Here is a 13519-nt window from a genome sequence, read left to right on the forward strand (position 1 = left end):
TTATACTGGTGGGAAAGTCTGGTTGATACGGTCTAGATAGTATAACTTGAGAGAGAACCTGTAATACAACTTGAGAGAGAAATTTCAGATTTATTTTTGAGTTATAACTATAGTAGTACAGTACAGCGTAAATTGAACACCCATTCAAAAAAACTGTAAACTAGCCAGTGAAAACAGGCGTGTGACTTATGACTTCCAAGGTAGGGGCACTAAACTTAAGCGGGAAGTTAAATTAGGGGTCTTGCCAATTGGATTAAAAAGATTGCCTGCTCAACTATGAGCATTAAAAAGTCTTATATCCGGTTGATTCCCAAATCATCTGTAATAAATAAATGTGTAATAAATAGCTGTACTATTCTAGGTGAAAAAATACTTTGAGGTGAATGACATGCAGAATAAGCAAGCTGATAATTTTTATTTGAGCCAGTCTTCAATATCTTTGCAACAGATCAATACAGAACAACCATCACAATATCCATTTCGGACAAACCCCGGAGAAGGCAACTCTTCAGCCTTTGAGGAAAACGGAGGTTTATTATTTATGCCCCTGAGCTTGATGGTAATGGCTTGGGTTGTCTTAATTTTATTACGATCAAATTTATTAAAATCATTCAGAAATCGATTAACGCCCATCAAAGGTTTACATCAAGTCCCCTGCTTAAATTGCAAATATTTTAAAAATGATCCGTATCTGAAATGTGCTGTAAATCCCTGTGCAGTATTAACAGCAGAAGCTACAGATTGTTCTGACTATTGCCCAAAAGATAGCGAATAATTGTCTTTCGGAATCCCTTAGAGCGTCGGTTGGTTTAACCCCAGTTAGCGACTAAAATGAAGGAATCAGTCATAAAAATATTTTTGTAGCTTCTGTTACAGTTTTTTGTAAATTCTAGTATAACTTTTGATTGTACCGACTGATGTTTGAGAAAGCAGAAGGCTCCAGGAAAAAGAAAGTCAACGCCGATCCTCCTTTCTGATAAACTGACCTTGGAAGTCTGCCCGGAACATGCCAATGTCAACGATGTGGACAGAGATAGCTGCCCAGATTAGCAACATCACAGGCAAACCCTTTGAAGTCGTCAACCGCCGCCCGGTGAGTGGCGGCTGCATTAATCAGGGTTGTGCGCTAATCGGTGACAATGCTACATATTTTGTCAAGATTAACCAAGCCTCTCAAGTGAGTATGTTTGAAGCAGAGGCGTTGGGGTTAAAGCAAATGCTTCAAACCCATACCATTAGAGTCCCGCAACCGATCGCGTGCGGTGTCGCGGTAGATTCAGCATACATTGTCCTCGAGTGGCTGGAATTTGGCAGTGGGAATAACGAATCCTGGGTGGAAATGGGACGCCAGCTAGCGGCGATGCATCAGGCGACTCCTCCCCAAGGGAAACAAGGGCGCTTTGGTTGGAACCAAAACAACACCATTGGTTCAACACCACAAATTAACGATTGGATGGACGATTGGGCAGAGTTTTTTGCCGAACATCGATTAGGATATCAATTCAAACTAGCACGGCGTCGCGGGGGACATTTTCCGGGGCAAGATAAATTATTGATGAAAGTTCCCCAATTGTTGGATCATCAGCCAAAACCTTCTCTGATTCACGGGGATTTATGGGGGGGGAATGCCGCTGTTACCAAGTCAGGGGAACCTGTAGTGTTAGATCCGGCGACTTATGTAGGCGATCGCGAAGCGGATATTGCCATGACAGAATTGTTTGGTGGCTTTCCTGCGGCGTTCTATCGGGGGTATAACCAAGTGTGGCAGTTAGATTCGGGGTATAAGCAGCGCAAAACCCTGTATAACTTGTACCATATTCTCAATCACTTTAATCTCTTTGGCGGTGGGTATGGATCACAAGCCAATCGGATGATTGAGCAAATTATCGGCTAAAGTTTGGGTTAGGTGGATAAACGCGAGTAGAGACGTTACCTGCAACGTCTCTACAGCTCCCCTAAGTGCCGCTGCACCTCTTATTTTGTCTTCGTTTGCCCTTTGGCTTGTTCTAAGGCAATTTCTTTGAGCGCTTGATAAGAATTGGAATTTGAGGTTCCTTCAATTGCCTTAACCGCTAAATCTTGAACCTGTTTCAGAGCCCCATCTAGTTGCTTGGAGAGGTTTTGAATGCGGACTTGCTGACTTTCAATGGTTTGTTGTAGTGATTGAATCCGTAGATCATAGAAGCGCTTTTGTCCATCAATTTCTAACTGTTGTAAATCTGCCTTAACTTTTACTTGATTATTCGCGATCGCCTTTCCTTGTTCTTTGGCTTTCTTCACCGCCGCTTCTTTTTCTTGATCAAAGGCGTCTACCTTAGATTTTAACTCGTCAAACTTCTGCTCCTGTTGTGCGATCGCCTTTTCTCGCTCCTCCCACTGCTGCTGTTGCGCTTGATGGGTTTCTTCCAGTTCCTTGTACAGGACTTTCTGTTGCTGTTCGTAAGCGTCTTGATCTAAATTGCGGCGCAATTCTAAATCATACTTGTACTCTTGATCCTCCCGTTGATGACTTCTTTCATGATCTTCATTCCGTTCTTTAATTGCCTGTTGATGCTCATCCTGCTCTTTTTGCCAAGCTTGCCGCAAATCTTGAATTTCTTGCTCTAAAGCTTCTCGTTGTTGACTGAGTTCTGCTTCAAATGCTTTGGAGTTTTCCTGGTAAGTTTCAATTAAATCATCCAGGGTATCTTCTTCAATTTCGATTTCGTCTAAATCATATAAGGCTTCAAGCTGTTGACTTTCTTCAGCAACCGCTTGTCGTAGTTCTTGTAGATTCGCGGCTTCCGAGGTGAGTTTTTCGGATAACTTACTAACAGCACTCCCAAATCCCAATTGCAGTTCAACCAAGCTATTTATTGTCGCCGTCATTTTATCAGAAGCGGCGGATATCTTTTTGCTAAGGATTCCAGGAGGCTGATCATTTGAGGACGCACTGTTATCTTTAACCTCCTTCTGAAGCTGTTTCAGTTTCCCTTCTAATTCTTTCCGCTCTTTCCATAATTCTTCATAAGATTCGAGAATTTCAGCTTTGGTATTTTTGCTATTGGGTTTGCTTGCCATAATTTTTACCTGGGGTATTCTGATTCCTGTTCGAGTGTCGCTGGGTGGAATTACAGTGCGTGCAGAAGTCAAGAATTAGATGATTTGCGCTTTTATAGCCTAACAAATGACCAATGCTTAATGACGATTTACACCATTAAAATGAATGACAATAACTTAATTAGCCTTTGGTTTTTTCGGCGTTATTAGCATTAGATGAACTATCAAACGCTCTCATCGCTAACGCCTGAGATTGCTTGAGGCTATCTTGTAACTGAGCATAGAGTTGATTAATTTCTTCAGTCTGTTTTTGAATGGTTTCTTCTAGAGATTGAACCTTGAATTCATAACTTTGCTTGGCGGATTCCCACTCTTTCTCCAGTAACTCCGCTTTGACTTTGGCGTCTTGGTGAACGTCTTTAATCGCCTCTTCCCTGGCTGTTTTTACAGACTCGTCTAAGTCTTTGGGGAAGTTATCTACTTTTTGCTGATACTCTTTAAATAGAGGCTGACGCTCTTGCAGAATCTTTTCCCGTTCTGACCATTGTTTTTCCTTTTCTTGATTGGCTTCGCGCAGTTCTCGTTCTTGATTTCGTTTTAAGCTTTCATACTCATCGACTTCAATTTTGCGCTGACGTTCTAGTTTGTAGGTATAGTCAGATTCTTGCTGTTGTCGCTCTTTGGCTAAAGATTCATTTTCTTCCTGAACCTTCTGCTCAAATTCTGTCTGTTCTTTTTGCCATGATTTGTGTTTGTCAGCTTTATCTTTCTCGATCGCCTGACGCTGTTCTGTCGTCGTTTGTTCGAGTCGCTTCAGGTTTTCCTGGTGTTCTTGGGTCAGGATATGCAAGGCGTCAGCGACAACGCGAATTTGCTGCAAGTATTGTAATTGCTGAGTTTCTACCTCAATGGCTAACTTAAGTTCGTCACGTTTGGCGGATTCGGTAGTTAATTTTTCTGAGAGTTCGTTAATAATTGTGCCAAAGTCTAATTGTAAATCCGCTAGTCCTTTGACAATACTATCGACGGTGTAAGTTGAGGCGACTTCTAGAACCTGTTGGTTTTTCTGTTTTTCGGCTTCTTCTTCTTTGGTGGCAATTTTGGAGTCAATGGTTTTTCGTTGGCTCAGGATTTGCTCAAAGGCTTTAAAAATTTGGTCTTTACTGTCTTTGGTTGCAACCACAATTGTTCTCCTTATCCTGAATAACTTAAATCAATCGGCGATCTCATGTTCCCCAGCTTAGTCTCCAGGGACTGGGTGTGGATGTGATCGGCGCGTCTATGGCTGTTCACTCGCGCTCAGCCATTTAGTACATTTGTACTATAAATACTATACTCAGATTCTTCTACGACTGTCAAGTCCAGCAAGCAGCGCTAAGACAGCGTAGATGAGAGGTATATCGAGAATTTGCCGAAATTTAACAGATAAGCGTTAATTTTGCTCTATCAATTCCCTGAGGTGTTACAGCAGACAAGCTGAAAGCCGGATTTTACCGTTACTCATTCACACAAACCAATCCATCGGGCGAGGAAGGTGGTTTCGTCAAATGTTAAGAATGTTAAATAGAAAGAGATGACTCCGAAGAAAGACGTTTGCTCAAGGGGATTGGGTGAAGCTTATGAGCAGAGGCTTGTGGGTCTTTTGTCAAAAGATAGCTCCGCTTCGCTAACACCCCGACAAACGCCAGATGTGTTTCTTCCATCCAGAACGGATGCGGTTGCGTTCGTGGGAGGTTCTTAACAACGTTTCAATCAGGATACTCAAGGCATGAAAATCTTCATAACCATGGAAGCGCAACAACGCCGGAATCTACTCACTCTATTTGCTGCGGGTCTCCTGTTTTGGTCAAGTTTAGCTTCGATGCTACCCGCATTACCCCCTTACATTGAAGATATGGGGGGAACGACACAGCAAGTCGGGATAGTGATGGGCAGCTTTGCCATCGGCTTATTGGTGTTTCGACAAAGTTTGGGACATTTGGCTGATCACCATAGCCGTAAACTGGTGTTGCTGATTGGTACGATTGTGGTGGCGATCGCACCATTAGGTTATCTGTTCGCGGATTCTATTGCTTGGTTAATCGCAATCCGGGTCTTTCATGGGGTTAGTTTAGCGGCGTTTACGACGGGCTATATCGCTTTGGTGACTGATTTGTCACCCGTGGGTCAACGGGGAGAGTTAATTGGCTATATGAGTCTGGTAACACCCTTGGGTATGGCATTAGGTCCAGCCTTGGGCGGATTACTTGAGGCTCAAGCCGGTTACAATGCTTTTTTTCTATTTTCCGGGGGGCTGGGTTTATGCGGATTTGTTTGTGCCACTCAGGTGAGGGAACCTCAGCGAGTCCAGGGAGCACAACAGAAAACGGCTAAACTGACCTTCAAAGGATTTTGGCAGTTATTAGCGAGTCCCCGTCTGCGGATTCCCGCCGTGGTGTTGCTGTTGGCTGGGTTGGCGTTTGGTGGGGTAAGTACCTTTTCGGCGTTGTATATCCGAGCAACGAATGTCGATTTAAATGCGGGCTGGTTTTTCACGGCGACGGCGATAGGGAGTTTCGGGATGCGTTTAATCGTGGGTCGGGCGTCTGATCATTACGGGCGAGGTGTGTTTATTACGGGAAGTCTGATTTGTTATGGAGTTGCCTTAACCCTATTTTCTCAAGCGCAAACGCCACAAGCCTTTTTGTTGATTGGTCTGATTCAAGGGTCAGGGGCTGGTGTGTTATTACCGTTGATGATCGCCTTAATTTCCGATCGCTCCGGTGCCCATGAACGTGGGCGTGTGTTCTCGGCTTGTATTGCGGGGTTTGATTTAGGGATTGCGATCGCAGGACCGGTTGGCGGTACCATAGCTCAACCTCTGGGCTATCCTGGCATTTTTCTGTGCGCGGCGGGTTTGATTGTCTTAGCCGTGATTATTTTTACCACTCAATCGAGCAAAACCTTATCTCATTCTCTCCGATTTGCTCTAGGGCGGGAGCGAGATATTTATGTTTATCGGGAGGTTGAGTCCTAAGTCCTAGTTGCATTCACTGACAAAGATAAGTTAAATGTCGATAAAATAGAAAGCCATTAGCAAATGTAGCAATGACTCCATCTCCTTCAGACTATGATCCGCAGTTACTTAAGAGCGATTTAGCGGCACTCATTGATCGACTGCCAAATTCGACTTATGAAAAATGGATTCAACGTGCCTTAGGTGTAGTCATTCGACTGACTGAGGAGGAAATTGAGCGCCTGGACTGGAAAATCCTCGCGGCGACGTTAGAGGATATGGAATCTGCTTTTCAAGTTTTCTATCCCTATCGTCACGTCCGCAAGGTCACGATTTTTGGTTCAGCACGGATTGATCCCCAGACACCTGAATATAAACTCGCAGCCGAGTTCGCCCGCTATTTAACCCAGCACGGTTTTATGGTCATGACAGGCGCTGGGGGTGGGATTATGGAGGCAGGGCATTTAGGCGCTGGCGCTAAAAATTCCTTTGGGTTAAATATTCAGCTTCCCTTTGAGGAAACGAATCCTTTTATTAAGGGAGATCCTAAACTCATTCGGTTTAAATATTTCTTTACCCGCAAACTATTTTTCCTTAAAGAAAGTGACGCGATCGCACTTTTTCCCGGTGGCTTTGGTACGCAGGATGAAGCCTTTGAATGTTTAACCCTATGTCAGACAGGACGATTAGAACCGGTGCCCTTGGTCTTGATTGATCGTCCCGGCGGTACGTACTGGAAGGATTGGGATGCCTATATTCGCAAGCATTTAATTCAACGAGGGTTGATCAGCCCGGAAGATACTAGCCTTTATACAGTTACCGATAATCTGGAGGTGGCTTACGAGGCGATTCATCTGTTTTACAGTGTGTATCACTCCAGTCGTTATGTCGGCAATCGGTTCGTAATGCGTCTTAAATCGGAGTTGTCCGATGCTGATGTTGAACGGCTTAATGCTGAGTTTAGTGACATTGTAGTCAATGGTCAAATTGAAAAAAGCAAGGCTTTACCCGCAGAACTCCCCGATGAAACGGCGAATCTGCCCCGCTTAATTTTTTACTTTAACCGCAAAGATTCTGGGCGTCTCTATCAACTGATAGCTAGGATTAGTCAAATGGCGGCTGCATCCCCAGAAACGACTCATCCTGAGCGTAAATAAAGGGATTGGAGAAGTGCGAGAGTTTTGAGTTTTGATCCAACGCCCTTGCTAGTCGGAGGCGTGTGAATGTTCCAGACGTGATGACAGAAGCGTCTGAGTGTTGACCCTTTGCTGCACTCAAGGGAACCTGGTTTGTCGGGGCTCTTTTCACTACTATCGTTTTTGAACTAACCCAGATGTGACTAAACCCGCCCAGACTGATCCAACTCCCCCAGCTAAGAGACGTAGCATGCTACGTCTCTACATTGCTCCCCCTGCTCCCCTTCTTCTGGAAACAGATAAGGGGAGGGAGAAGAATTCACCCAAAGAAAATTATATTTTTCATTATAAAAATAATTGTATTTATTATTATTTAACATAATATATTTCTTTCATTTTTCCTCTATGAATCTTTAAATTAACTTCATTAAAGCCTGATGACAATTCATATTTAGCTTGCCACAATAGTCATTAGTGGTACCTACCGATAACGCTACAAGAATACAAAAGCGATACTGATTGTAGCCGCAAATTCATGATCTAGGAACAAGAAACCGTCTTGTTTTCGGTCAATGCGCTCAATAATAGGAGTTAAAGAATGACTTTTGCTGTTGATTTTGATGTTACCAATAACTGGGGAAGTGGCTTTACCGCGAATCTTTCAATTGCTAACAATAGCTCCAGCAAAGTAAATGGCTGGACTTTGGAGTTTGAAGCTCCCTTTGAAATTACCAATATCTGGGATGCGGAAATTGTTAGCAAAGAAGGCAACCGTTATACAATCCGCAACCTCAGCTATAACGGCACTCTGGCGGCTGACGGTAGTCTTTCTATCGGTTTCAACGGTAGCGGTACGAGTGCTGAACCAACTGGCTACAGTCTCAATGGAGAACCCCTTGGCACCTCCCCGTCAATACCCACTCTCTCTGTTAATGATGTAACCGTTACTGAAGGTGACACAGGTACTGTTTCGGCTGACTTTGTGGTTAACCTGTCTGAAGCGAGTGACCAACCTGTAACGGTTGAATACAGTACCGCCAATGGCACAGCGACGGCGGGTTCTGACTACACCGCCAAATCTGGCATAATCACGTTTGCGGCTGGAGAAACCTCTAAGATTATCAATGTGCCTGTAACTGGGGACACGAGGGTAGAGAGCAATGAAACCTTCAGATTTAACCTCTCCAATGCCAGCAACGCGACGATTGCTGATGCTCAAGGGGTGGGTACGATTCGCAATGATGACTCCAGCACTCCCCCAGCTAATACCTCCATCCGGATTCAAGCGGAAGACTATGTTAGTTTCTTCGATAAAAGCGCTGGTAATACAGGGGGAGGCTATCGTTCCGATAATGTTGATATCCAAGCCACTACAGATGTCGGTGGCGGCTATAATGTTGGCTGGATTCAGCAAGGGGAATGGCTAACCTACGATGTCAACGTTCCCACAGCCGGAACCTACGACATTGTTGCTCGTGTTGCCTCAGCGTCGTCAGGTACGCGCAGCTTAAAGGTTTCGGTTGAAGGTCAAAGCAAAACCCTAAGCTTTGGCGGAACAGGTGGCTGGCAATCTTGGCAGAATGTGACGGCTCAAGGTGTGAACCTCTCCGCAGGTAGCCAACAATTGCGCCTGGATATGCTTTCCGACTCGTTCAATGTTAACTACATTGAATTAGTTCCTAGAACCAGTTCACCCACGCAGCCAACCCTTTCGATTAATGATGTCAGCATCACTGAAGGCAATACTGGCACTAAAAACGCCACCTTTACCGTCAACCTCTCCGCCGCGAGTACTCAAACCGTCAGTGTGAATTACGCCACGGCGAATGACACAGCCATTGCTGGGTCTGACTATACCGCTAAATCCGGTACATTGAGTTTCACTCCTGGACAAACCAGTAAGACGTTTACCGTACCGATTATCGGTGACACCCTGGATGAGGTGAATGAAAGGTTTAAAGTAAACCTCTCCCAAGCCACCAACGCGACGATTGCGGATTCTCAAGGTGTCGGCACAATTGTCGATAATGATGATTCTGCCCCAGTACTGTCACAGTTATCTATCAATGATGTCAGCATCACCGAAGGCGATAGTGGCACGAAAAACGCCACCTTTACCGTCAACCTCTCCGCCGCGAGTACTCAAACCGTCAGTGTGAATTACGCCACGGCGAATGACACAGCCATTGCTGGGTCTGACTATACGGCTAAATCCGGTACATTGAGTTTCACCCCTGGGCAAACCAGTAAGACGTTTACCGTACCCATCTTGGGTGATACAACGGTAGAGGGCAATGAAACCTTTAAAGTGAATCTCTCCCAAGCCACCAACGCCACGATTGGGGACGCTCAAGGGGTAGGCACTATTACCAATGATGATGTATCCCAACCCCCTCCTCAGCAAGGGGCTTTTAATTATGGAGAGGCACTTCAAAAGTCCATCCTCTTCTACTATGCTCAACGCTCTGGTGACCTACCCGATACCAATCCTATCCCCTGGCGCGGCGATTCTGCCTTAAACGATGGCTCAGGTGTGGGGCGTAACCTCACAGGCGGTTACTACGACGCGGGGGACCACGTTAAGTTCGGCTTACCAGGAGCTGCTTCAATAACAATGCTGGGTTGGGGCGCGATTGAATACCAGGATGCTTATCAGCAAAGTGGACAATTTGAAGAAATTCTAGACTCGATTAAGTGGGGTACCGATTACATCCTCAAAGCCCACGTCACCGATAGCCAAGGCACTAAAGAGTTTTTCGGACAAGTGGGAGACGGTAACATCGACCATGCTTACTGGGGCGCTCCGGAAAACATGACCATGGAACGACCCGCCTATAAAATCGACCGCTCCAATCCTGGGTCTGATTTAGCAGGGGAAGCGGCGGCGTCTCTGGCGGCGGCTTCGATTGTCTTCCGAGATGTAGACAAAGCCTACGCGGATAAACTGCTCCAGAACGCGAAACAACTCTACGATTTTGCCGACCAATATCGCGGCACGTATACTGACGCGATTCCCGATGCGGGTCAATTCTACAATTCCTTCAGTGGTTTCCAAGACGAGTTAGTTTGGGGTGCGACTTGGCTGCACAAAGCAACTGAAGCGACGGGTAGTACGGATAAGACATATCTCAACAAAGCCGAAAGTTTATACCAGGGAATTGGTCCGGGGTGGACGCAATCGTGGGATGACAAATCTTATGGTGCGGCTATCTTGTTAGCTCAAGAAACTGGGAAATCTGCCTATAAGAGTGATGTGGAAGGCTGGTTAAACTCCTGGCTTCCTGGCGGTAGCACCCCAACCTATACCTCCGGTGGACTCGCATGGCTGAGTCAGTGGGGTTCTCTGCGCTACAGCGCCAATACCTCATTCTTGGCTGGCGTCTACGCGGATACGGTGAATGACCCCAACGGGAAATACTCTGATTTTGCTGAGGGGCAAATTGACTACATTCTCGGCGATAATCCCCGCGACTTTAGCTATATGGTTGGTTTTGGTGAGGACTATGCGCTCAACCCTCACCACCGTGCCGCTTCTGGAGTGACGAATATTAGCGATTCTCGCGATAATCAGCACACTCTCTACGGAGCGCTGGTTGGGGGTCCAGCTTCAGCCAATGATTTTGATTATGTTGATGAGCGCACGGACTTCATTCGGAATGAAGTGGCGATGGACTACAATGCTGGCTTAACCGGGGCATTGGCTAGAATGTATGGGGAATTAGGCGGACAAGCACTCGATAGTATTTCGGGACTCAACCTCGATAAGTTGAATGCGTTGACCGTTGCGGATGTAGTCGCTTCTTAGAGAAGGGAAAGCTGGATAGCTGAGAAATTATCCTGCTGCCAATTTGGTTTGATTAGAAGCAATTAGTGGGGGTATTTTACTACAAAGGATGTTTCAAGTATAGCAACCGCCATAGCGGTTAGGACACATCATTTAGTTCCAGACGTTGCCTGCAACGTCTGGAACAACAGTTCGGAAAGTCCTAATCGATGTGTCTACGGTTTTGTCCATTCTCCGATTGTTTGCTCAAAAGCCTTGTTCAAAATGGACTGAACTATTCCCTAGGGCAAGGTGCAAAATATAATGAATGCATAAGGTTTCCCTTTGTATCTGTGCAATCGGGCAGATATTTTATGGCACAATTAGGCGTTATTATACCATTGTCTACAGAAAATTAAGGAAATAAATCCCAAAACTGTATTGGGTTAAGTTAGCGATGACAACAATTGGATTTAAACGCCTGCGTCTGAACTCTCATGCTCAGATTAAACGCTTGATTGATTTTCACGAGCAACGAATGAGGCAATTATCAAAAACGGTCGATAAAAAATATACCTGTCGATATTATGCTAACTCAGCGTTTTTGCTTTGTGCTGTGAACCCTCTTGGTTCCTGCGAACCCTGTCAAGATTATGAACCGGATGTGACTTTCGACTAGAGACTCATCCGATAAAAATTTATCAATGGATAATTAATAATTGATAATTGACAAGGGTAGGGGTTTGGTAACCAAACCCCTACGGTCGCTACGAATTTAGCTTATGCCAAAACCCAGTTGACCAGCGTGCGAACTGGAAAACCCGTAGCCCCGGCATTATTGCAACCGTCTTCTTTATCTGCCCACACCGGACCTGCAATATCTAAATGCGCCCAAGAGGTCTGTTTAACAAACTGCTTTAAAAATAGAGCCGCCGTGATTGAACCACCAGCACGAGGACCGGTGTTTTTCATGTCAGCAATCGGTGACTTCATTCCCTCAAAATATTTCTCTTCCATCGGCATCTGCCAGAATTTTTCGCCTGCTTTTTCCGATGCTGTTTTGAGTTGAGCCGCGAGGGTGTCATCGGTTGTCCAAAGTCCACCAATATCATTGCCGAGAGCCACGACACAAGCCCCGGTGAGGGTGGCTAAATCCACGATCGCGTCCACCTCTAGCTTTTCGGCAAACACCAGAGCATCAGCGAGAGTCAGCCGCCCTTCGGCGTCGGTATTATTCACTTCAATGGTTTTGCCATTGGACGCGGTGAGGATATCACCAGGATGCAGTGCATGACCACTGATCATATTCTCCGTCGCCGCACTAATAAAGTGAACCTCGACATCCGGCTTTAATTCACCAATGGCTTTGGCTGCACCTAAGGTAGCACCCGCCCCTCCCATATCCATTTTCATGTTTTCGATGCCGCTACCTGAGACTTTCAGGTTCAAGCCACCGGAATCAAAGGTTAATCCTTTGCCCACAATCGCCACTTTTCGACGCGGTGTCCCTTCTGGTTTGTAGGTGAGATGAATAAACTTGGGTGGCATTTCTGAGGCTTGCGCCACGCCCAAAAACGCGCCCATGCCCAACTTTTCGCATTCTTCTCGCTCTAATATTTCTAGCGTCATGCCATAAGCGGAGGCAATATCCTGTGCCGTCTGTGCCAACGTCATTGGTGTTAAAGAATTAGGAGGGGCGGCGACTAACTCTCGTGCTAAGATTACGCCTTCACCAATCGCATTGGCTTGGTTAATTGCATCTTGGACATCACCGAGTCCGAGTAATTCAACCTGTTCTAGTTTCGCACCCTTATCTTCAGGTTCCGACTTAAAGCGATTATCGACATGCAGTGCTAGAGTAATCCCTTCCGTTATTGCTTGAGCGCTGAGGGCAGCATCATTATTCGCCGCAGGTAGACTAATACCCAGGGTTTTGCTCTTTTGCTGCTTTGCCATCCGCGCGATCGCAGCCGCTGTTCGGCGTAAACTATCTACCGTTAGGGCATCAGATTTTCCCAGCCCAACTAAAATAACTTTGCGAACTGAGCTACCGGCACCCACACGAGTTACAGCACTATTGCCAACGCTTCCCTTAAATTCGCTTTCCTCAATCAGTTCCTTAAGCGTACCTGAGAGTTTCTGATCAAGCTGGGCTAAATCGCCCGTTAACTCCACAGCATCTTCAAAGAATCCCAGTGCTAGGGCATCACCAGTCCAATCTACCCGTGGTGTATCCGTTGCTCGAATTTCCATTCCTGCGTTCTGTCTCTTATCTTTTACCTCATCTTTAGTATTGCATTTTTGACATCCTTACCGCCCTGTAAGTGCGATGATTCCTCACCACGCCACCTTTCTAAGGGTGGTCGCTGAATGGGGGTCATTCGTCATTCGTCATTTGTTAGGGAACAGGGAATAGGGAATAGGGAATAGGGTAATGGACTATAGAAATTTTGTCTCCCAGCTTCCCCAGCTCCCTCTGCTCCCCCAGCTCCCTCTGCTCCCTCTGCTCCCCCAGCTCCCCCAGCTCCTGATAACTGATAACTGATAACTGCTCACTGATAACTGATAACTGCTCACTGATAACTG

10 protein-coding genes are annotated in these 13519 nt (G+C 45.8%); 6 read left to right on the forward strand and 4 right to left on the reverse strand.

The genetic code is table 11. The features are described from left to right. The first annotated feature begins 388 nt into the window (after positions 1-388). Both RID09_RS22920 and RID09_RS22925 read left to right on the forward strand, forming a co-directional pair. Positions 389-775: a hypothetical protein gene (locus RID09_RS22920; protein WP_446338227.1), complete on the forward strand. Its 387-nt coding sequence runs from the start codon at positions 389-391 to the stop codon at positions 773-775. Between the two features lie 246 nt (positions 776-1021). After that, a complete protein-coding gene (locus RID09_RS22925) occupies positions 1022-1894 on the forward strand; it encodes a fructosamine kinase family protein (RefSeq protein ID WP_446338235.1) in 873 nt (290 codons plus the stop codon). Between the two features lie 80 nt (positions 1895-1974). On the opposite strand, the gene RID09_RS22930 is transcribed toward RID09_RS22925, so the two are convergent. Both RID09_RS22930 and RID09_RS22935 read right to left on the reverse strand, forming a co-directional pair. Then, a complete protein-coding gene (locus RID09_RS22930) occupies positions 1975-3063 on the reverse strand; it encodes a hypothetical protein (protein WP_446338236.1) in 1089 nt (362 codons plus the stop codon). A gap of 157 nt (positions 3064-3220) precedes the next feature. After that, positions 3221-4222, reverse strand: coding sequence for a hypothetical protein (locus RID09_RS22935; protein ID WP_446338228.1), 1002 nt, complete (start codon positions 4220-4222; stop codon positions 3221-3223). Positions 4223-4807: 585 nt separating this feature from the next. Between RID09_RS22935 and RID09_RS22940 the strand changes: the two genes are divergently transcribed. The 4 genes from RID09_RS22940 (at position 4808) to RID09_RS22955 (ending at position 11612) form a co-directional block, all read left to right on the forward strand. Next, the gene (locus RID09_RS22940) at positions 4808-6055 is read left to right on the forward strand and encodes an MFS transporter (RefSeq protein ID WP_446338229.1); all 1248 of its coding nucleotides are present in this window, start codon (positions 4808-4810) and stop codon (positions 6053-6055) included. Between the two features lie 71 nt (positions 6056-6126). Next, the gene (locus tag RID09_RS22945) at positions 6127-7191 is read left to right on the forward strand and encodes an LOG family protein (RefSeq protein WP_446338230.1); all 1065 of its coding nucleotides are present in this window, start codon (positions 6127-6129) and stop codon (positions 7189-7191) included. A gap of 577 nt (positions 7192-7768) precedes the next feature. Further along, positions 7769-10975: a glycoside hydrolase family 9 protein gene (locus tag RID09_RS22950; RefSeq protein WP_446338231.1), complete on the forward strand. Its 3207-nt coding sequence runs from the start codon at positions 7769-7771 to the stop codon at positions 10973-10975. Positions 10976-11390: 415 nt separating this feature from the next. Then, positions 11391-11612 (forward strand): DUF6464 family protein, encoded by a 222-nt coding sequence (locus RID09_RS22955; protein ID WP_446338232.1) that lies wholly within the window; start codon positions 11391-11393, stop codon positions 11610-11612. Between the two features lie 101 nt (positions 11613-11713). Here RID09_RS22955 and RID09_RS22960 read toward each other — a convergent pair whose 3' ends face one another. Together RID09_RS22960 and RID09_RS22965 are read right to left on the reverse strand one after the other, a co-directional pair. Continuing rightward, positions 11714-13186, reverse strand: coding sequence for a leucyl aminopeptidase (locus RID09_RS22960; RefSeq protein ID WP_446338233.1), 1473 nt, complete (start codon positions 13184-13186; stop codon positions 11714-11716). 145 nt (positions 13187-13331) lie between these two features. Beyond that, positions 13332-13519 (reverse strand): hypothetical protein (locus RID09_RS22965; RefSeq protein ID WP_446338234.1); only part of this gene is annotated, 188 nt, incomplete at its 5' end.

It is taken from the genome of Coleofasciculus sp. G1-WW12-02, assembly GCF_040219735.1.
Taxonomy (GTDB): Bacteria; Cyanobacteriota; Cyanobacteriia; order Cyanobacteriales; family Coleofasciculaceae; genus Coleofasciculus.

Bases quoted from the DNA above. Each gene is read 5' to 3' on its own strand.
- RID09_RS22940 (WP_446338229.1), top strand. From the start codon at position 4,808: ATGAAAATCTTCATAACCATGGAAGCGCAACAACGCCGGAATCTACTC.
- RID09_RS22925 (WP_446338235.1), top strand. From the start codon at position 1,022: ATGTGGACAGAGATAGCTGCCCAGATTAGCAACATCACAGGCAAACCC.
- RID09_RS22950 (WP_446338231.1), top strand. From the start codon at position 7,769: ATGACTTTTGCTGTTGATTTTGATGTTACCAATAACTGGGGAAGTGGC.
- RID09_RS22960 (WP_446338233.1), bottom strand. From the start codon at position 13,186: ATGGAAATTCGAGCAACGGATACACCACGGGTAGATTGGACTGGTGAT.
- RID09_RS22920 (WP_446338227.1), top strand. From the start codon at position 389: ATGCAGAATAAGCAAGCTGATAATTTTTATTTGAGCCAGTCTTCAATA.
- RID09_RS22945 (WP_446338230.1), top strand. From the start codon at position 6,127: ATGACTCCATCTCCTTCAGACTATGATCCGCAGTTACTTAAGAGCGAT.
- RID09_RS22955 (WP_446338232.1), top strand. From the start codon at position 11,391: ATGACAACAATTGGATTTAAACGCCTGCGTCTGAACTCTCATGCTCAG.